Source organism: Streptomyces sp. I05A-00742 (genome assembly GCF_013055795.1).
Classification (GTDB): domain Bacteria; phylum Actinomycetota; class Actinomycetes; order Streptomycetales; family Streptomycetaceae; genus Streptomyces.
The window spans coordinates 1-17,890 of the sequence record NZ_JABETO010000008.1 but is presented as its reverse complement, the minus strand read 5'-3'; the positions used below and the strand labels follow the sequence as shown (position 1 = coordinate 17,890).

At 74.5% G+C, this 17,890-nt stretch carries 17 protein-coding genes; 11 read left to right on the top strand and 6 right to left on the bottom strand.

What is annotated here, in order from left to right; genetic code table 11:
• Window positions 1-289 precede the first annotated feature (289 nt).
• The gene (locus HN013_RS10210) at window positions 290-1,636 is read left to right on the top strand and encodes a hypothetical protein (RefSeq protein WP_171165384.1); all 1,347 of its coding nucleotides are present in this window, start codon (window positions 290-292) and stop codon (window positions 1,634-1,636) included.
• Window positions 1,637-1,701: 65 nt separating this feature from the next.
• On the opposite strand, the gene HN013_RS10205 is transcribed toward HN013_RS10210, so the two are convergent.
• Window positions 1,702-2,502 (bottom strand): bifunctional 2-polyprenyl-6-hydroxyphenol methylase/3-demethylubiquinol 3-O-methyltransferase UbiG, encoded by an 801-nt coding sequence (locus tag HN013_RS10205; protein WP_171165382.1) that lies wholly within the window; start codon window positions 2,500-2,502, stop codon window positions 1,702-1,704.
• A 321-nt stretch (window positions 2,503-2,823) separates the two neighbouring features.
• On the opposite strand from HN013_RS10205, the gene HN013_RS10200 reads away from it, so the two are divergent.
• From HN013_RS10200 to HN013_RS10190, 3 genes are read left to right on the top strand one after another with little or no spacing between them, the layout of a single operon-like run.
• Window positions 2,824-3,567: an HAD family phosphatase gene (locus tag HN013_RS10200; RefSeq protein ID WP_171165380.1), complete on the top strand. Its 744-nt coding sequence runs from the start codon at window positions 2,824-2,826 to the stop codon at window positions 3,565-3,567.
• Window positions 3,564-5,951 (top strand): glycoside hydrolase family 65 protein, encoded by a 2,388-nt coding sequence (locus HN013_RS10195; RefSeq protein WP_171165377.1) that lies wholly within the window; start codon window positions 3,564-3,566, stop codon window positions 5,949-5,951. The genes HN013_RS10200 and HN013_RS10195 overlap by 4 nt, the downstream gene beginning before the upstream one ends.
• A gap of 42 nt (window positions 5,952-5,993) precedes the next feature.
• Window positions 5,994-6,773, top strand: coding sequence for an SDR family NAD(P)-dependent oxidoreductase (locus HN013_RS10190; RefSeq protein WP_171165375.1), 780 nt, complete (start codon window positions 5,994-5,996; stop codon window positions 6,771-6,773).
• Window positions 6,774-6,788: 15 nt separating this feature from the next.
• Here HN013_RS10190 and HN013_RS10185 read toward each other — a convergent pair whose 3' ends face one another.
• Window positions 6,789-8,348 (bottom strand): FAD-dependent oxidoreductase, encoded by a 1,560-nt coding sequence (locus HN013_RS10185; RefSeq protein ID WP_171165373.1) that lies wholly within the window; start codon window positions 8,346-8,348, stop codon window positions 6,789-6,791.
• Window positions 8,349-8,513: 165 nt separating this feature from the next.
• On the opposite strand from HN013_RS10185, the gene HN013_RS10180 reads away from it, so the two are divergent.
• The gene (locus tag HN013_RS10180; RefSeq protein ID WP_171165371.1) at window positions 8,514-9,719 is read left to right on the top strand and encodes a zinc-dependent alcohol dehydrogenase; all 1,206 of its coding nucleotides are present in this window, start codon (window positions 8,514-8,516) and stop codon (window positions 9,717-9,719) included.
• Window positions 9,716-10,399 carry an HAD family hydrolase gene (locus HN013_RS10175; protein ID WP_171165369.1) on the top strand — a complete coding sequence of 228 codons (684 nt, stop codon included), beginning with the start codon at window positions 9,716-9,718 and terminating at the stop codon, window positions 10,397-10,399. The genes HN013_RS10180 and HN013_RS10175 overlap by 4 nt, the downstream gene beginning before the upstream one ends.
• 90 nt (window positions 10,400-10,489) lie before the next feature.
• Here the strand turns inward: HN013_RS10175 and HN013_RS10170 are convergent, their stop codons facing one another.
• Window positions 10,490-10,645, bottom strand: a complete 156-nt coding sequence (locus HN013_RS10170) for a hydrophobic protein (RefSeq protein WP_171165715.1) — start codon at window positions 10,643-10,645, stop codon at window positions 10,490-10,492.
• Between the two features lie 209 nt (window positions 10,646-10,854).
• Here HN013_RS10170 and HN013_RS10165 point away from each other — a divergent pair, with 209 nt between their 5' ends.
• Entirely contained in the window at window positions 10,855-11,361 is a 507-nt protein-coding gene (locus HN013_RS10165) for a DUF6328 family protein (protein ID WP_171165368.1), read from the top strand.
• A gap of 109 nt (window positions 11,362-11,470) precedes the next feature.
• Window positions 11,471-11,794, top strand: coding sequence for a plasmid stabilization protein (locus HN013_RS10160; protein ID WP_171165366.1), 324 nt, complete (start codon window positions 11,471-11,473; stop codon window positions 11,792-11,794).
• Window positions 11,795-11,835: 41 nt separating this feature from the next.
• On the opposite strand, the gene HN013_RS10155 is transcribed toward HN013_RS10160, so the two are convergent.
• The gene (locus HN013_RS10155; protein ID WP_171165364.1) at window positions 11,836-12,834 is read right to left on the bottom strand and encodes an SMP-30/gluconolactonase/LRE family protein; all 999 of its coding nucleotides are present in this window, start codon (window positions 12,832-12,834) and stop codon (window positions 11,836-11,838) included.
• A gap of 166 nt (window positions 12,835-13,000) precedes the next feature.
• Here HN013_RS10155 and HN013_RS10150 point away from each other — a divergent pair, with 166 nt between their 5' ends.
• The 3 genes from HN013_RS10150 to HN013_RS10140 all read left to right on the top strand — a co-directional run bounded on the left by HN013_RS10150 (window position 13,001) and on the right by HN013_RS10140 (window position 16,550).
• The gene (locus HN013_RS10150) at window positions 13,001-13,531 is read left to right on the top strand and encodes a DUF1360 domain-containing protein (protein ID WP_171165362.1); all 531 of its coding nucleotides are present in this window, start codon (window positions 13,001-13,003) and stop codon (window positions 13,529-13,531) included.
• Window positions 13,532-13,613: 82 nt separating this feature from the next.
• On the top strand, window positions 13,614-14,579 hold the full coding sequence (locus HN013_RS10145) for an SDR family oxidoreductase (RefSeq protein ID WP_171165360.1): 966 nt from the start codon (window positions 13,614-13,616) through the stop codon (window positions 14,577-14,579).
• Between the two features lie 651 nt (window positions 14,580-15,230).
• Complete coding sequence (locus HN013_RS10140; RefSeq protein WP_171165713.1) at window positions 15,231-16,550, top strand: MFS transporter; 1,320 nt, start codon at window positions 15,231-15,233, stop codon at window positions 16,548-16,550.
• Window positions 16,551-16,756: 206 nt separating this feature from the next.
• Here the strand turns inward: HN013_RS10140 and HN013_RS10135 are convergent, their stop codons facing one another.
• Together HN013_RS10135 and HN013_RS10130 are read right to left on the bottom strand one after the other, a co-directional pair.
• Window positions 16,757-16,984: a DUF6480 family protein gene (locus HN013_RS10135; RefSeq protein ID WP_171165352.1), complete on the bottom strand. Its 228-nt coding sequence runs from the start codon at window positions 16,982-16,984 to the stop codon at window positions 16,757-16,759.
• On the bottom strand, window positions 16,981-17,890 hold a 910-nt coding region (locus HN013_RS10130), incomplete at its 5' end, for a glycosyltransferase family 9 protein (protein WP_171165350.1). The genes HN013_RS10130 and HN013_RS10135, both read right to left, overlap by 4 nt.

Genomic DNA, 17,890 nt, shown 5'->3' with positions numbered 1-17,890 from the left:
CCATTTGTGGAGATGTGGATGCGGGAGGGAGAGAACTTCGCCTTCCGGGCTAGCTTGTCGGCGTACAGACAAATTCAGGCAGAGTAATGGTCCGCCCTCAACGGCGTTCCGCGCATATGCCCCTGAGCGGGCTGTTGCTCCGCACCTCAGCCAAGACGCCGAGACAGACCGGGAGCACGCCTTGTTCCGCTCTCACTTCGCGAGACCGTTCGCGGTCATAGCCGCCGCGGGCCTCCTGATATGGCCCTCCGTCACCAGCGCTCCTGCCGCGGGCAGGGACACCGGCCAAGTGGCACAGAAGACTCCGACCCACAAGTTCACCAGGACCTACATCGTCACCGATCCCGCTCTGATCCGCTCACCGCAGCGCATCGTCGACGCCATGGCGCCGGACGGAACGCTCGACAGACTGGGACTCAAGCCCGTCGACGCACCGGGAGGCCCCGCGGCCCCGCCGTCCGCGGCCGCCGAACAGCCGGCGTCCTACGTGGTGGACAGCTCGCGGTTCCCCAACGGATCCAAGCCGGCCGACCCCTACGAGTACATCAACGCCAAGCAGTGCCGGGCCCACCTCGACGAGGCGGTCCGGCCGCAGGGGTGGATCAAGAACCGCTACTCGTACTGCCAGACCTACGCGTTCGTACGGGCCGCCGTCGAATGCGAGCTGATTGTCCGCTGCCGCGTCAAGGGCTACCTGGTGGCCACACCCATGCTCTTCGGCTTCGGGAAGATCGGCCCCTACAAGGGCACGGGCAGCAATCGCTGGGCTTCCTTCACCATGCGCCTCAACCCGAAGAAGATCTCCGGCGCCTACCGCACGGAACCGGCCACCCTGTCCGTGAAGATGAGCTGCAAGGGGTACGTCAACCACCGGCGCAACGACGCCGCCTGTCACCCCGGGAGCCGCAACGGCCGCACCGCGCTCGTCTCCACCCTGCGCCAGAACGACAAGTTCGTCATGGACCTGGTCTCGGACGCCAAAACGCCGAGCACCTGGGCCGGGCCGCAGATCGGGGTGGGAGTGTTCAAACCCCTGATCGACATCACCATCCCCGGGTACGAGGACATCGGCTCCCCGCACGGGCGGGAGGGCGGCATGCGGTTCGACAGCGCCTGGTACCTGGCACCCAACTCGCCCAGGGAGCAGATGGGTTCGGTCTTCGACCGCGCGCGGCCCGGCATGTCCTACGACGAGGACGACGACGGCGTCCACGACGTCGCCGAGCACATCCGCGGCGCCCGCGCCAACCCGGCTGCCACCGACCCCTACGCACCCGGCAAGCGCCTGGCCGGAGCCACCCGCGACGACCCGCTCCGCCGCCTGGCCCCGTCCGCGGGGCAGTACCAGAACGACCGGTACAAGGCGAACCGCTACGAGACACGGGCGTTCTGCACCAGCCCGTTCATGCCGGAAAAGCCCAAGAACGGCAAGTGGGAGTGCGACGAGTATCCCTTCGCCTCCACCTATGAGGGGTCCGCGCGGTTCAGGCCCCAGTACGACGGCAAGTACCACAACTGGTGGTCCGCGGCCTGGGTGCTGAAGGCCGACAACGGCGAGGCCGGGAACCGGCTCGGACGCTGGTACACCAACGACCGCATCCTGGACAACGAACCCTTCTTCGTTCCCGTCGTCTGATCCCCGCACCCTGTCGCCCCCCGGACCGGTACGAGCCCGGGGGGCGACGCGGTGGGCCCGGCGGCTCAGCCGCCGTCCGGCTCCGGAGCGCGGCGGACGCGCAGGACGTCGTGCGCGTGGCCGATGACGTACGTGCCGTCCGGCCGGGCGAAGTGCTCGTCCACATACGCGGCCAGCTCGGCGCGGGCGGGCAGCGGGTCGAGGTCCCGCAGGGTGGGCACGTTGACCATGAACTCGGCCGTATCCAGGGCGTCTTCCCGGCGGCCGGCCCGGTAGTGGTTGTCGAGCGTGTCGACGGACCAGCCGGCCACCCGTTCCGCCTGCCGCTCCAGGAGCCGCCGGACGGCGGGCCGCAGGTCGAAACGGACCCCGGTGAAGTGCCGGACCATCCGCATGCACGCGTTGCCGGGGTTCTGGAGCATGACCAGGAGCGTGCCGCCGGGGGCCACCCACCCGAAGACCCGCTCCAGCGTGGGCAGCCACTCCTCCTCGGGCAGGTAGTACAGCACGTGCGAGAGGAGGACGAGGTCCGCCCGCACGCCCGGCTCCGCCCGGTCGAGGGGCTCGGCCACCACAACGGCGTCGGGGCACGCCCGGTGCAGCTCCTCGCGCATGGACGCGTTGGGCTCGACGGCCACCGTCCGCTCGAACGACCGGCTCAGCCAGGCGGTGGTCCCCCCTTCACCCGCACCCACGTCCAGGAACACCCGCCGCCGCGCGAGCTCGCCGACGACCTCGGTCAGGAGACCGTGGGTGAGCGACTTCTCATCCGTCCCGGCCAGGAACAGCTCGAACGCCCGGCGGTACTCGGCACTCGTCACATCGAGCACCCGCACCGGGCGGGAACCCGCGGGCAGTACGGACATCCGGCATCAGCCCTTCCAGCAGCTTCTCCGACGCTCCCGTGCCACTTCCGGCCGGGGCGTCCGGGCACCCGGGCACGTTACCGCCCGCCGGTGCCGACAAGACGCGATGGAGCTCCCGTCTGCCGAGGAGACCGCAGAGGCGGTCCGCCGGATCCATGAGCGGCCGCGGCACATCGCCGTAGGCGAGCCGGTCCCTGCCGCGACGGGACGGGCGGCCCGAGCGGGTGCGCCGTCCGCGCGGGCCCGTACCCCGCGAAAGCGAACGAGTGATTCACCCGTCCCCTGGGCAGGCGGGGCGGCAACCCGGGAAAGGGGAACACCGTGACCGCTCTCGGCCTGCCCGCCACCGTCCGCGCCTGCCTGTTCGACCTCGACGGCGTGCTCACCCGTACGGCGACCGTCCACGCCGCTGCCTGGAAGGAGATGTTCGACGCCTATCTGGCCCGGCGCGACGGACCGGACTTCCGGCCGTTCGACCCGGTGGCCGACTACGACGAATACGTCGACGGCATGCCGAGGGCCGACGGCGTGCGCTCCTTCCTCGCCTCGCGCGGCATCACCCTCCCCGAGGGCGCCGACGACGACCCGCCCGACCGGGAGACCGTGCACGGCCTCGGCAACCGCAAGAACGCCCTGGTGCTGGCGAAGATCAAGGAGGAGGGCGTGGAGGTGTACCCGGGCTCGGTCCGCTACGTCGAGGCCGTCCGCGCGGCCGGTCTGCGGCGGGCCGTGGTCTCGTCCAGCGCCAACTGCCGGGACGTCCTGGTCGCGGCGGGGATCGAGGACCTGTTCGAGGTCCGGATCGACGGCGTCGTCGCCGCCGAACGGCGGCTGCCGGGCAAGCCGCACCCCGACACCTTCCTCGCCGCCGCCGAGGCGCTGGGCGTGGCCCCGGCCGAGGCCGCGGTCTTCGAGGACGCCCTGGCCGGCATGGAGGCCGGCCGGGCCGGCGACTTCGGGCGCGTCGTGGGCGTCAACCGGGCGGACCAGGCGGAGGCGCTGCGCCGGCACGGCGCCGACCTCGTCGTCGACGACCTTTCGGACCTTCTGGGGGAGACAACGTGATCACTCATCCGGCCTATCTCGTCGAGCCCTGGTGCCTCCGCGAGACCGAGCTCAACCTGGACGTCCTCGCGCAGAGCGAGTCCGTGTTCGCGCTCTCGAACGGCCACATCGGCTGGCGCGGCAACCTGGACGAGGGGGAGCCGCACGGACTGCCGGGCAGCTACCTCAACGGAGTCTTCGAGTTCCGCCCGCTGCCGAACGCCGAGGCGGGCTACGGCTACCCGGAGTCCGGGCAGACCATCATCAACGTCACCAACGGCAAGGTGATCCGGCTGCTCGTCGACGACGAGCCGTTCGACCTGCGTTACGGCAAGCTCCACCGCCATGAACGGGTGCTGGACTTCCGCACCGGACTGCTGCAGCGCACCGCCGAGTGGACCTCGCCCAGCGGGCGCAGCGTCCGCGTCCGCTCCACCCGGCTGGTCTCCTTCAGCCAGCGCGCGGTGGCCGCGGTGGCCTTCGAGGTGGAGCCGCTCGACGGCGACGTCCGGATCGTCGTCCAGTCCGAGCTGGTCGCCAACGAGCAGCTGCCCGACCTGGGCGGCGACCCCAGGACCGCGGCCCGGGTCAAGGACCCGCTGGTCCCGGAGCAGTGCGCCGCCCACGGATCCCGGCTGCGGCTGCTGCACCGCACCGGCCGCAGCGACCTGAAGGTCGCCGTCTCGGCGGACCACGTGGTCGACGGGCCCGGGAAGATCGAAACGTCCGCGGAGAGCAGCGAGAACCTGAGCCGGCTCACCGTCGCCGCGCGGCTGGGCTCGGGCGAGCGGCTGCGGGTCGAGAAGTTCGTCGCCCACGGCTGGTCCGCCGTCCGCTCGGTGCCCGCCGTGCACGACCAGGTGGACGCGGCGCTCGCGGGCGCCGTCAGCACCGGCTGGCGGGGGCTGCTGGAGGAACAGCGCCAGTACCTGGACCACTTCTGGGCCCGCGCCGACGTCGAGGTGGACGGCGACGCCGAGATCCAGCAGGCCGTCCGGTTCGCCCTCTTCCACGTCCTCCAGGCGGGAGCCCGCGGCGAGGCCCGCGCCCTGCCCGCCAAGGGCCTGACCGGCCCCGGCTACGACGGCCACTGCTTCTGGGACACCGAGACCTTCGTCCTGCCCGCGCTCACCTACACCGCGCCCCAGGCGGTCGAACAGGCCCTGCGCTGGCGCCTCAGCACCCTGCCCGCCGCCCGGGAACGCGCCCGCCAACTCGGGCTGCAGGGCGCGGCGTTCCCGTGGCGGACGATCGACGGCGACGAGTGCTCGGCCTACTGGCCCGCCGGTACGGCCGCGTTCCACGTCAACGCCGACATCGCGGACGCGGCCGTGCGCTACGTCTCCGCCACCGACGACGTCGTCTTCGAACGGGAGGTGGGCCTGCCGCTGCTGGTGGAGACCGCCCGGCTGTGGCGCTCGCTGGGCCACCACGACCACCACGGCGACTTCCACATCGACGGGGTGACCGGCCCGGACGAGTACAGCGCGATCGCGGACGACAACCTGTACACCAACCTGATGGCGCAGCGGAACCTGCGGGAGGCCGCCGCCGCGGCCGAACGGCACCCGGACACCGCCGGGACCCTGGGCGTGGACGACGAGGAGACCGCGGCCTGGCGGGACGCCGCCCACCGGATGACCCTGCCCTACAACGAGGAACTGGGCGTCCACGAACAGTCGGTGGGCTTCACCGGACACCAGGTGTGGGACTTCGCGGGAACCAAGGAGGACCAGTACCCGCTGATGCTCCACTTCCCCTACTTCGACCTCTACCGCAAACAGGTCGTCAAACAGGCGGACCTCGTCCTGGCCATGTGCATGTGCAGCGACGCCTTCACGGACGAGCAGAAGGCCCGCAACTTCGCCTACTACGAGGCCCTGACGGTCCGCGACTCCTCGCTGTCGGCCTGCGGCCAGGCGGTGATGGCCGCCGAGGTGGGACACATGCGGCTGGCCTACGACTACCTGGGCGAGGCGGCCATGATGGACCTCTCCGACCTGGAGGGGAACACCCGCGACGGCATCCACATCGCGTCGCTCGCCGGCACCTGGTTCGCCCTGGTCGTGGGGTTCGGGGGGATGCGCGACTACGGGGAGTGCCTGGCGTTCGCCCCCCGGCTGCCCGAGCAGCTGGGCCGGCTGGCCTTCACCATGCAGGTCAGGCAGCGCCGGCTGCGGGTGGAGATCACGGGGACGACCACGACGTACACACTGCTGGAGGGCGAGACCCTGGACATCCGGCACTACGGCGAACCGCTCACGGTCGTGCCCGCCGCACCGGAGTCCCGCGAGGTGCCCAAGCTGCCCGTCCGGCCCGCGCCCGACCAGCCGCACGGCCGCAGCCCGGCCCGCCGCCGGACGGTGGGCCACGCCGAGCCGGAGGCGGCCCCCGGCCACCTCTGACCCCCGGCGGGCCACCGCCCGCCGCCGTCTAGGGTGCGGGTCATGAGCACACCGGACTACCTCTCGGAACTGTTCGCCCTGGACGGGCGGGTCGCCCTGGTGACCGGCGGGAGCTCGGGCATCGGCCGGGCCGTCGCGGTGGCCCTCGCCCGCGCCGGGGCGGCCGTCGTGGTGGCCGCCCGCGGGGAGGCCGGACTCGACGCCACCGTCCGGGAGATCGAGGGCCACGGCGGCCGGGCGTCCCGCGTCCGCGCGGACCTCGGCACCCGTGACGGCGTCCGGGCCGCGGCCGACGAGGCCGCCGCGCTCTTCGGCGAGCCCGACATCCTCGTCAACAGCGCCGGCGTCAACCTGCGGCCGCCGATGGGCGAACTGGGGGAGGACGTCTGGGACACCACCATGGCCCTGAACCTGGAGGCGCCCTTCCTGCTGGGACAGCGGTTCGGCCCCGGCATGGCCGGGCGCGGCTTCGGCCGCATCATCCACATCTCCTCCCAGCAGGCCCACCGCGCGTTCGTGCGGAGCGGTGCCTACGGAGTCTCCAAGGGCGCCCTGGAATCCCTCGCCCGCTCCCAGGCCGAGGCCTGGTCGCCGTACGGCGTCACCTGCAACGCCCTCGTCCCCGGCTTCGTGATGACACCGCTCAACGAACGGCTCTCCTCCGACCCGGAGAAGGTCGAGGCCCTCGCCGCCCGCACCCTCGTCGGCCGCAACGGCCTCGCCGGGGACTTCGCGGGCGCGGCCGTCTTCCTGGCGAGCCGCGCCTCGGCGTACGTCACGGGGCAGGCGGTCTTCGTGGACGGGGGGTTCTCGGCCCACTGAGACCGGGGCGCCGGTTCACTCCCCGATGTCCCGCTCCTCCAGCGGCCGCACCGCCGGGCCCTGGAGGACCGAGCCGTCCGGGGCGAAGCGGGAACCGTGGCAGGGGCATTCCCAGGCCCGTTCCGCCGTGTTGAAGGCGACCAGACAGCCCAGGTGCGTACAGCGGGCGGAGACCGCGTGGAGGGCGCCGTCCTCGTCCCGGTAGACCGCGCAGTGGTGTCCCTTGAGGCGCACCACCTCGCCCGTGCCGGGGGCGATGCCGGCGACGGTGTCCGCGCCGCCCGGGCGGAGGCGGTCGCCGACGAAGTGCCGGGCGACCCCGGCCTGGTGCCGGAGGAAGGCGGGGGCCTCGCGCAGCTGGGTGCGGAGCCGCCGCGGGTCGTAGAGGCCGGCCCACGGTGGACGGTGGCCCTCGACGAGATCGGCCAGCAGCCGGCCCGCCATGACGCCGCCGCTCATGCCCCAGCCGCCGAAGCCCGTGGCCACCCAGGTGTGGCGGGCGCGCGGATGGAAGGCACCGACCAGGGGGACGGTGTCGGTGGAGTCGTTGTCCTGGGTCGCCCAGTGCCGGCCGAGGACGACCGAGGGGAAGTGTTCCCGGGCCCAGGCCGCCAGCCGTTCGAAGCGGGCGGCGACGTCGGCCGTGCCGGGCGCGAAGCTCTCCCCGGTGACGATCAGCAGCCGCCGGCCGTCGGCGTACGGCGCCGTGCGGACGGACCGTTTGCCGCCCTCCTCGGTGATGTACATCCCCTCCGGGTCCTGCTCGGCGGGGATCGTGCCGGTGACCACCAGTTCCCGGCGCGGCGACAGCCGGGCGAACAGCAGGGCGCGGTCGAAGACCGGGTAGTGGGTGGCGACGACCACGTCCCGGGCCGTGACCACGGCGCCGTCGGCCGTCGTCACCCGGCACGGCGAGCCCTCGTCCAGGCCCGTGACGCGGGTCTGCTCGTGGATCGTCCCGCCGCGCGCCACCAGGTCCCGGGCGAGGGCGAGCAGGTACTTGCGGGGGTGGAACTGCACCTGGCCGTCCAGCCGCACACCCGCCTCGACGCGGTACGGCAGCCCGGTCCGCTCCACGTAGACGGCGTCGAGCCCGGCCTGTGTCGCGGCGTTGACCTCCTCCCGCACCGCGGCCCGGCCCTCCGGACGGGTCACATAGCTGACGGCGGGCCGCCGCTCCAGCTCGCAGTCGGTCTCCAGCAGCGCGGCCACCTCGGCGACGCGCTCGACCGCCTCCAGCTGCGACCGGGCGTACAGCCGGGCGCCCTCCGGGCCGCGGGTGCGCCGCAGCCGGGCGTAGACCAGGGAGTGCAGGGCGGTCACCTTGGCGGTGGTGTGCCCGGTCACCCCGGCCGCGATCCGGTCCGCCTCCAGGACGGCCACGGAGCGTCCGGCGCGGGCCAGCTCCCACGCGGTGCTCAGCCCGGCGACGCCACCCCCGACCACGACCACGTCGACGTCGGTCCCGGTGCCGGAGAGCGGGGGGTACGCGGAGTCCGGGCCGGCAGGGACGGTGGACAGCCAGTAGGACTCGGGATCCCCCTGGAGCAGGGGTGAGCCGGAAGGGTTCGCCATGAGGAGACGGATTCCCTGACGCGGTGGCGGTACCCGGGCCCGCACCCGGGGTTCGTCCGTTCGGCCCCACCCGCCCGGCCGGTGCGCGGTTTGCCCGTCCGCCGCCGGGGAACCCGGGACCCGGAATCCGGCCTTCGGCGACGAGGCGGCACGAAGGAGACGACCATGCGGGCCCTGACCTGGCACGGAAAGCGGGACGTCCGGGTGGAGACGGTCCCCGACCCCCGGCTGGAGGAGCCCACGGACATCATCGTCCGCATCACCTCCACCGGCATCTGCGGTTCCGACCTCCACCTCTACGAGATCCTCGGGCCCTACCTAGACCCCGGCGACATCCTCGGCCACGAGCCGATGGGCATCGTCGAGGAGACCGGCCCGGACGTGACCGCCGTCGCCCCCGGCGACCGCGTCGTGGTGCCCTTCAACGTGTCCTGCGGCACCTGCTTCATGTGCGGCCAGGGCCTCCAGTCGCAGTGCGAGACCACCCAGGTGCGCTCGCGCGGCAAGGGAGCCGCGCTGTTCGGCTACAGCAAGCTCTACGGCCAGGTGCCCGGCGGGCAGGCCGAGTTCCTGCGTGTGCCGTTCGGCAACACCCTGCCGGTCAAGGTCCCGCACGGGCCGCCGGACGAACGGTACGTCTACCTCTCCGACGTCCTGCCCACGGCCTGGCAGGCCGTCGAGTACGCGGCGATCCCGCCCGGCGGCAGCGTCACCGTCCTGGGCCTCGGGCCCATCGGCGACATGGCCGCCCGCATCGCCCTGCACCGCGGCGCCGGCCTCGTCGTCGGCGTCGACCTGGTGCCCGAACGGCTGGCGCGGGCCGCCGCGCGGGGGGTGACCACCCTGGACCTGCGCGCCCACACCGAGCGCGGCGACGACGTCGTCACCGCCATCCGGGACCTCACCGAGGGGCGGGGGACCGACGCCGTCATCGACGCCGTCGGCATGGAGGCGCACGGCGCGCCCGTGTGGAAGTCGGCCCAGCAGCTCGTCGGGCTGCTGCCGGACGCCTGGGCGGAGAAGCTCATGGACCGGGCCGGCGTGGACCGCCTGGCCGCGCTGCACACGGCGATCGAGGCGGTACGGCGCGGCGGCACAGTCTCCCTGTCCGGCGTCTACGGCGGGATGCTGGACCCGATGCCGATGATGACCATGTTCGACAAACAGCTCCAACTCCGCATGGGCCAGGCCAACGTCCGGCGCTGGGTGGACGACATCCTCCCGCTGCTGGACGACGCCGACCCGCTCGGCGTCGAGGGCTTCGCCACCCACACCCTGCCGCTGGAGGAGGGTCCGGACGCCTACCGCACCTTCCAGGCCAAGCAGGACGGCATGGTCAAGACCCTGTTGCGGCCCGGGGCCGCGGCATGACCCGCGACCGGCCGCTCGCGGCCGTCCTCGACGTCGACGGCACCCTCGTCGACACCAACTACCTGCACACCGTGAGCTGGTGGGAGGCGCTGCACCAAGCGGGGCACCGGGTCGCGATGACCGACATCCACCACACGGTGGGAATGGGCTCGGTCCGTCTCCTGGACCGGCTGCTGGGCGAGGACCGCGACCGGGACGCCGACGAGGCCATCGGCGCCGCGCACAAAACCCTCTACGCGACCTGGTTCGACCGTCTGCCGGTGGCCGAGGGCGCCGCGGACCTGCTGCGCGCCCTGGCCGGGCGCGGCTGGCGCGTCGTTCTCGCCACCTCGGCCCAGGGCTCCGAACTGGCCGCGCTGCGGCGGGCGATCGGGGCGGACGACGCCATCCTGGCCGCCACCAGCGCCGACGACGTCGAGGCGAGCAAACCCGCCCCGGACCCGGTGTGCCAGGCCCTGGAGCAGGCCGGGACCGAGCCCGGACGGGCCCTGTTCGTGGGCGACACCGTGTGGGACGTCCGCGCGGCCCGCCGGGCGGGAGTGGACTGCGTCGCGCTGCTGTCGGGCGGCATCGGCCGCGCCGAACTGGAGGAGGCGGGGGCGGTCGCCGTCTACCGCGATCCGGCGGCGCTGCTGGCGGGGCTCGACGACAGTCCGTTCGCCCGTCTGGAGCGCGGCTGACCGCACGCGGCCCGACGGCCGGACGTACTCCGGTCGTTCACCGCCCGCCTCCGGTGACCCGCGTCCGGGCACCCCGGACGCGGGCCCGCGCTACCAGCGGTACCACCGGCCTCCGCCGGAGCGGACGAGGAAGCCGAGCAGCCAGATGACCAGCACGGCCAGCGCGATCCACCACAAAATCTTCACCGCGAAGCCCGCGCCGAAGAGAACGATCGCGAGGATCAGGACCAGGAGCAGCGGCACCACAGTGATCACCTCCTGTCGGTCGCCCGCCACTGGGGCGGCCTGTGCACCTCCAGTGTCCTCCGTCCGATCCGTTTTGTCCTGATCGGTCGCGTCCGGAACACCGGAGTGCGGGGGCTGCCGGGGCACCCGGAGCGGAACGGGCGCCGCCCCGGGGCGTGCATACCGGGAGGGCGCGCGGGTACCCGCCCGTGGCCAGAGGAGGACGCCCCATGCCCACGCCCGGAGAGCGCGACGCCCGTGCGCGGAGCGGGGGCCGCGACGAGTCCCCGGAGGAACGCGCGGACCGGCGCTGGAACGAGCTCCTGCAGGAGGTGCGCGTCGCGCAGACGGGCGTACAGATCCTCTTCGGCTTCCTGCTGACCGTGGTCTTCACCCCGCGCTTCGCCACCCTGGACTCCGCGGACCGCACCATCTACGTCATCACCGTCGTCCTCGGGGCGGCCACCACCGGGTCCCTGATCGGCCCGGTCTCCTTCCACCGGATCGTCACCGGACGGCGGCTGAAGCCCGAGACCGTCATCTGGGTGTCCCGGCTGACCGTCGTCGGCCTCGTGCTGCTCCTGGCCACCGTCACCTCGGCCCTGCTGCTCATCCTGCGCGTCGCCCTGCGGAGCCCGGTGGTGCCGTGGGTGGTCGCCGGGCTCGTCGTGTGGTTCGTCCTGTGCTGGTTCGCCCTGCCCGCCTGGGCGTTGTACCGCTACCGCACCCGGAAGTGAGCGGGCCCCCGGTCGGTCCCCTTCCCCCGGCGGGGTCCCGCATGGCGTGGCACGGTGAGGGCAGGCGAGCCGAGGGGGGCACGAGCGACGGAAGCGAAGGAGAGGCACCATGCCCGCAGGATCCAGCCCCAAGCGCGAGCGGCAGTACGAGCACATCAAGGACAGCGCCGAGGCACGGGGCGCGAGCGAGAAGCGCGCCAAGGAGATCGCGAGCCGCACCGTCAACAAGGAGCGGGCCCGCGCCGGCGAGTCGAAGACGGCCAGCCGGACATCGCTGCGCGACATGTCGTCCTCGAAGCGCGGCGGCCAGCGGTCGCACACGGGGGCCAAGGGCCCGACCAGGGACCAGCTGTACGAAGAGGCGAAGAAGAAGAACGTCGACGGGCGGTCGCACATGACCAAGGACGAACTCAAGCGGGCGCTCGGACGCTGATCCCCGCCCCTCCCGGGGAGGCCCCTCCCGGGGAGGGGCGGTCACACCCTCACCACCCCCACCGCCGACTCCACCAGGCTCCCCAGGTACAGCCGCCCCGCGTGCTCGCACACGCTGGTCACCATCCGGTACCCGCGCCCCGGCCGCCGGAGGTCGTGGACCACCCGTCCCGCGGCGTCCAGCGCCATCACCCAGGCCGTCGGCCGCGGCCCAGGAATCAGCGCCGACGGCAGCGACCACAGGGCGCGCCGGAACACCGGGGGCGCCCGGTGCAGCAGGTCCAGCGCGGGCTCGCGGGGGCCGGCCAGGGCCACCCAGATCAGTCCCCCCGGGCCGGTGGACAGATTGTCGGGGAAGCCGGGGAGGGCGTCGGCGAACACATCGCGGTGGCCCGCCCGCGGGCCCGTGAGCCACACGCGGGTCAGCCGGTACGCCCCCGTCTCGGCCACCACGACGAAGGACCCGTCCGGCGCCAGGGCCACGCCGTTGGCGAACTGGAGCCCGTCCAGCACCACTTCGGGCCGCGCGGCCCCCGGCTCGTACCGGAGCAGCCGTCCGGTGCCGGAGTGCTCCAGCAGGTCGCCCATCCAGTGCTCCAGCGGGAACCGGGCGCTCGCGTCACTGACGTACACACAGCCGTCCGGCGCGGCGACCGCGTTGCTGCACACCCGCAGCGGACCGCCGTCCGCGCCCAGCAGGGTCTCCGTCCGTCCCGACCCCGGGTCGAGGCGCAGCAGGCCCCGCTCCGCGTCGCACACCAGCAGACGCCCGTCGGGGAGCGGGCACAGACCGAGCGGGCGGCCCCCGGTGCGGGCGAGCGTCCGCACCGGGCCGCCCTCCGGGTCCACGGAGAGGATCCGGCCGTCCGCCACCCCGGTCAGCAGCCTGCCCGAGGCCTCGTCCCGGCGGACGTCCTCCGGGCCGGTGCCGCCGAGCGGCAGCCGGCGCACCGGCGGCAGCGGGACCCGGCCGCGGTGCGCCCGGGACGGCCGGGGCGGCCGCCAGACGACGGGACGGACGGGAGGTTTGCGCGCGGCCATGGCGAGAACCCTTTCCGGCGGGGCGGGGCCGGGAGCGTACCCCCGGGCCCGCCCGGGAAACGGCCGTGACCGGCCGACGTGCGCGGGCCACCGCCCCGTGCCACCGTGGGCCCGCCACGGGCCCCGAACCGACCCGACCGACGCGTGTGACGATCAGGAGGCAGCCATGCCGAGTCCCGGGGACGCCCACGACCGCCTGCGACGGGCCGCCGACGAGGAACGCGAGGCCTACACCGGGGGCGCGGACCACCCGGTCGGCGGCTACGCGGGCGCCATGGGCGTCTACGTCGCGGGCATCGCCGCGCTGGCCGGCGTCGCCCGCCTCGCCCGCCGCCCGGTGCCCGAGCCCGGCCCCTGGGACGTACTGCTGTGCGCCGGGGCCACCCACCGGCTGTCCCGGCTGGTGGCGAAGGACCCGGTGACCAGCCCGCTGCGGGCGCCCTTCACCCGCTTCCGGGGCACCACCGGCCCTGCGGAACTGGACGAGGAAGTCCGCGGCAGCGGCGGCCGCAAGGTGGTCGGCGAGCTGCTGACCTGCCCGTTCTGCACCGGGATGTGGATCGTCACCGGCCTGGCCGCCGGACTGGTCCTCGCCCCGCGCCCCACCCGGCTGGCCACCGCCGCCCTGACCGCGCTCACCGGCTCCGACCTGCTGCACTTCCTGCGGGTGCGGATGCAGCAGGCCGTCGGCGAGTAGCCGCCCGACGGCCCCCGGGCGGGACCGCGGCCCCCGGGAGAAACTGGAGGGAAGTGCGAGACGCGAGCGCTAGGAGAGTTCCATGACGCATCCGTCCCACGACCGCCTGGACGGCCGTTCCGCGCTGGTGACCGGGGCCTCCCGGGGCCTCGGCCTGCTGATCGCCCGCGAACTGGCCCGCCGCGGCTGCAAGGTGCTCATCTGCGCCCGCGACGGGGAGGAACTGGGCCGCGCCGAGCGCATGCTGCGCGCCGAAGGGGCCCAGGTCCGCGCCCTCGCCTGCGACGTCACCGGCCCCTCGGCCGCCCGCCGGCTCGTCGACGCGACGACGGCCGCGTTCGGCGGCATCGACATCCTCGTCAACAACGCGGGGAACATCCAGGTGGGGCCCGTCACCGCGATGACCGAGACGGACTTCCGCGACGCCATGGAGACCATGTACTTCGCGCCGCTGCGACTGGTCCTGACCGCCCTTCCGGCCATGCGCGAGCAGGGCGACGGACGCATCGTCACCATCGCCTCGCTCGGCGGCCGGGTCGCCGCGCCGCACCTCCTGCCGTACGCCGGCGCCAAGTTCGCGCTCACCGGGCTCTCCCAGGGGCTGCGCGCGGAACTCGCGGCCGACGGCATCAGCGTCACCACCGTCCTGCCCGGCCTGATGCGCACCGGATCGCACACGGCCGCGCGCTTCAGCGGCCAACCGACCAGGGAATACGCCTGGTTCGCCGTCTCCTCCGGACTCCCGCTGCTCTCGATGAGCGCCGAGCGGGCGGCCCGCGCCATCGTCCGCGCCGCCGAACGCCGCCGCCCGGAGCTGGTGCTCACCCCGGTCGCCAAGGCCGCCGTCCGCCTGCACGGCATCGCCCCCGCCACCACCACCCGCGCCCTCACCCTCGGCGCCCGGCTGCTGCCGCGCGGCGGCCCCGGACCCGCGCACGACGTGCCCGGCCGGCAGGCCGCCCGCAGGCTCGGCTCCGCCGCCGTCGACCGCCTCACCGTCCTCAACGACCGCGCCGCCCGCCGCTACAACCAGCGGGCCGAGCCATGACCCGTGACGAGGACGGCTGCGACGCGTCCCGCTGGGTCCCCGCCGGCGCCGGCCCGGACGCCCTGCGGGTGGCGGGCCGGTTGCTGGAGTGAGCGGCCCCATCCCCGCCCTTTCGCCGTTTCCCGGGGAGGTCCCGGACCCCCGGTGAGCGTGCCTGCGGCGCGCGTCCTCAAACTCCCCCAGAGGGGGCACCCCCAACGGGCTGAATAGCCCGTCCGGCGTTTGAGGACTGGGGGTACCCCCTCTGGGGGAGCGCGCAGCGCGCTTCTGGGGGTGCGGGGGCTCGCCCCCGCAAGAAACGGTGAAAGGGAGGGCCCGGGGCACCCCCACTGTGACCCGGCCCACTGCCCCGCGACCACGCCCGCCACCTGCGGTTTCACCCGTGGTGACCCACCGCACAACCCTCACGCTTCTCCCGGCGGGGAAGCGCTTGTGACGATGTCGGGGACGCCGGAGCACCGCCCCCCGCGGCGGGCCGCTGCCGGCCTCCCGGCCCCCGCCCCGCGCACTCCGCCCGGCGGGGTTCTCGACGCCCGGACGCCCGGGGCGCGAAACGTGCCGGCCCGCCGCCCCCTACCCCCACGGACCGGACCCTTGCGCCCCACGCCAGCCCAGCCCGCCGCCGCCACCACGACCGACCCCGCCCCCCGCGTGCGCCCGGTCCGCGCCCTGCTCGCCCGCCGCTCGGCGGGCGCCAAGGGCGACCGGTCGCCGTGGCGCTGCCTGCGCGGCCGCAGCATGCGCTGGTGGTCGGCGGCCAACCTGGTGTCGAACCTCGGCACCTGGATGCAGCTGACCGTGCAGAACCTGCTGGTCCTCCAGCTGACCGGGTCCGCCGCCGCGACCGGCCTCTCGCTGTCCGTACAGGCCGCGCCCGGCCTGCTGTTCGGCCTGCTCGGCGGTGCCGTCGTCGACCGTCTGCCGCGCAAGCTCACCGCCGCCGTGAGCCAGGCCCTGCTGGCGCTGGTGGCGTTCACCACCGCGGCGCTGGTGGGCCTCGGCATGCTGACCGTGCCCGTCCTGATGATCCTCGCCGCGGTCACCGGACTGATCGCCACCGTCGACGGTCCGGCGACGTCGCTGCTCGGCAACGACCTCGTCCCCGAGAAGGACGTGCCCTCGGCGATCGCCCTGGGCTCGGTCGTGCACAGCGTCGGCCGGCTGGCGGGCACCGGCCTCGCGGCCGTCGGCATCGCCACCATCGGGACGGCGGGCGCCTACGCCGTCAACGGCGTGTCCTTCCTCTTCGTCACCGCGGTCATCCCCTTCCTGCGCCTCCACCCGGACGCCCGGGCGGCGGCCGAGGCCGCCCCGCGGGAGGAGGGCGCCACGGCCGGACGCGGTGGTCTGGCGTTCTTCCTCAGCCGCCGCACCCTGGTCGCCCTCGCCGTGATCGCCGCGGTCAGCGCCGTCCTCGGCCGCAACTACCAGCTCACCCTCGCCACCCTGGTCACCGGCCCGCTGCACGGCGGCGCCGGGGCCTACGGACTGGTCTCCGCGCTGCTCGCCGCGGGCGGCATCGTCGGCGCCGTGGTGGCCGGGCGGCTGCAGAAGCCGACCGTGCGACTCGTCGCGCTGCTCGCCGCCGCCGGGGCGCTGCTCCAGATCGCCGCGGGCCTGAGCCCGATGCTGATGATGCTGCTGGTGATGGTCATCCCGATGGCCATCGTGGAGTCCGTCTCCGACACCGCGACCACCACCGTCCTCCAGACCGATCCGCCGCCGCACATGCGCGGCCGTGTGCTCGGCGTCTGGCGCAGCGTCAGCACCGCCTGGGGCCTCGCCGGCCCGCCGCTGCTGGGCCTGCTCGTCCAGGGCGCGGGCGAGCGCGGTGCGCTCGTGATCGGCGGTGTGGTCATCACGGCCGTCATCGCCGCGGGCGCACTGGCCCGCCGCCGGCAGCGCACGGCGTCCACCCGTCCGGCCCCGCCGGTCGCCGTGCCGGAACCTGCCTTCCAGACGGCGGCCTGACCGCTCCGGGGGCCCGGGGCGCGGGACGGTCCCGGAATCGTTTCGCCCCGTCCGCAGGGCGCCCGGACCCACCGCGACGGCGTGGCGGAGGCTGCGCGTCGCTGTCGCCCCGGACCGCGACGGGCGCGCATGTGACGCGTATGTGACGCACGTCAGTCACGGCCGCCGGTACGACAACCGGCGCAGCCGCGCCGTGCCCCGGCGCGTCAGATCAGCGCCGCCCAGATGATCACCGTGACGACGAAGACCAGCACGAGCGTGCCGATCGCGATGAGCGGGCCCTTCGCCCAGCCGCGGGTCGGGTTGTAGGTCTCCCGGGGGCCGGCCCCGCCCGTGCTGTCCTCGCCGGGCGGGGTCTCGCCCGGCGGTACGCCGCCGCCGGGCTCCAGACCGGGCGTGCGGGCCGGGTCCGGGTCGGGGTTGGTGGGAATCATGGCGGTTCGCCTTCCTGTCGCGTCCCCCGCGTTCTCCCGTTGCCTTCAGGGTGCCGCCTGGCCGGGGGCGCGGCCACCACGGGAGGCGCGGTTCGTTCCGCGTGGGCCGCCAGCGCCTCCGCGACCTCCTCGACGCCGATGCGCAGCAACTGGGGATCCGGCCGTCGGCCGTGCGGGTCGCCCGGGGGGCCCGGGTGCCACAGGGCCGTGTGGCGCGGCGCGGGCGGCGGGCCCCACAGCGCGGGAGGGACGGGACCGAAGAGGGTGACGCTGGGGGTCGCGTGCGCCACCGCCAGGTGGGCGATGCCCGTGTCCCCGCTGAGCACCGCGCGCGCCTCGGCGACCAGCGCGGACAGCGCGGGGAAGGCCAGCCCGCCGGCCAGCGGCTCGGCCCCGCCCCTCGCCACCTCGGCCACCAGGTCCTCCTCCCCGGGACCGCCCGTGACCACCACCCGGTGACCGGCCGCCAGCAGCGCACGGACCACCGCCGCGTACCGCGCGGCCGGCCAGCGGCGGGCCGCGGAGGCCGCGCCCGGGTGGACGACCACCGCGCCGGGGGCCGGGGACGGGCCGGCCGGGCGGGGGAGGGCCAGGTCGGCCGCGTCGGCCGGGATGCCGTAGGAGCGCAGCAGACGGCACCAGCGTTCGCGCTCGTGCTCGTCGGGGCGCCAGGCGGGGCCCTCGACCTCCGGGGTGTCCGGGTGCGCGAAGGCCAGCAACCGGCCCGGCCGCAGGGCCGAGAGCAGCCGGTGGCTCGGCGGCCCGTTCCCGTGCAGGTCGACGGCGATCTCCGGCGGCGGTCCCGGCCACGGCAGGGCGGCCGGCACCGCGCGGCCGGGGGCGGACGCGGGCAGCAGCAGGTCGACGGCGCCCGTCGCCGCGGCCGCCGGGGCGAGGTCCGCGGGG

What these genes read in the sequence shown, in the direction of transcription:
- HN013_RS10150 (WP_171165362.1), top strand. Translation starts at nt 13,001, where the DNA reads ATGCCGAGTCCCGGGGACGCCCACGACCGCCTGCGACGGGCCGCCGAC.
- HN013_RS10185 (WP_171165373.1), bottom strand. Translation starts at nt 8,348, where the DNA reads ATGGCGAACCCTTCCGGCTCACCCCTGCTCCAGGGGGATCCCGAGTCC.
- HN013_RS10135 (WP_171165352.1), bottom strand. Translation starts at nt 16,984, where the DNA reads ATGATTCCCACCAACCCCGACCCGGACCCGGCCCGCACGCCCGGTCTG.
- HN013_RS10180 (WP_171165371.1), top strand. Translation starts at nt 8,514, where the DNA reads ATGCGGGCCCTGACCTGGCACGGAAAGCGGGACGTCCGGGTGGAGACG.
- HN013_RS10175 (WP_171165369.1), top strand. Translation starts at nt 9,716, where the DNA reads ATGACCCGCGACCGGCCGCTCGCGGCCGTCCTCGACGTCGACGGCACC.
- HN013_RS10145 (WP_171165360.1), top strand. Translation starts at nt 13,614, where the DNA reads ATGACGCATCCGTCCCACGACCGCCTGGACGGCCGTTCCGCGCTGGTG.
- HN013_RS10155 (WP_171165364.1), bottom strand. Translation starts at nt 12,834, where the DNA reads ATGGCCGCGCGCAAACCTCCCGTCCGTCCCGTCGTCTGGCGGCCGCCC.
- HN013_RS10205 (WP_171165382.1), bottom strand. Translation starts at nt 2,502, where the DNA reads ATGTCCGTACTGCCCGCGGGTTCCCGCCCGGTGCGGGTGCTCGATGTG.
- HN013_RS10165 (WP_171165368.1), top strand. Translation starts at nt 10,855, where the DNA reads ATGCCCACGCCCGGAGAGCGCGACGCCCGTGCGCGGAGCGGGGGCCGC.
- HN013_RS10160 (WP_171165366.1), top strand. Translation starts at nt 11,471, where the DNA reads ATGCCCGCAGGATCCAGCCCCAAGCGCGAGCGGCAGTACGAGCACATC.
- HN013_RS10190 (WP_171165375.1), top strand. Translation starts at nt 5,994, where the DNA reads ATGAGCACACCGGACTACCTCTCGGAACTGTTCGCCCTGGACGGGCGG.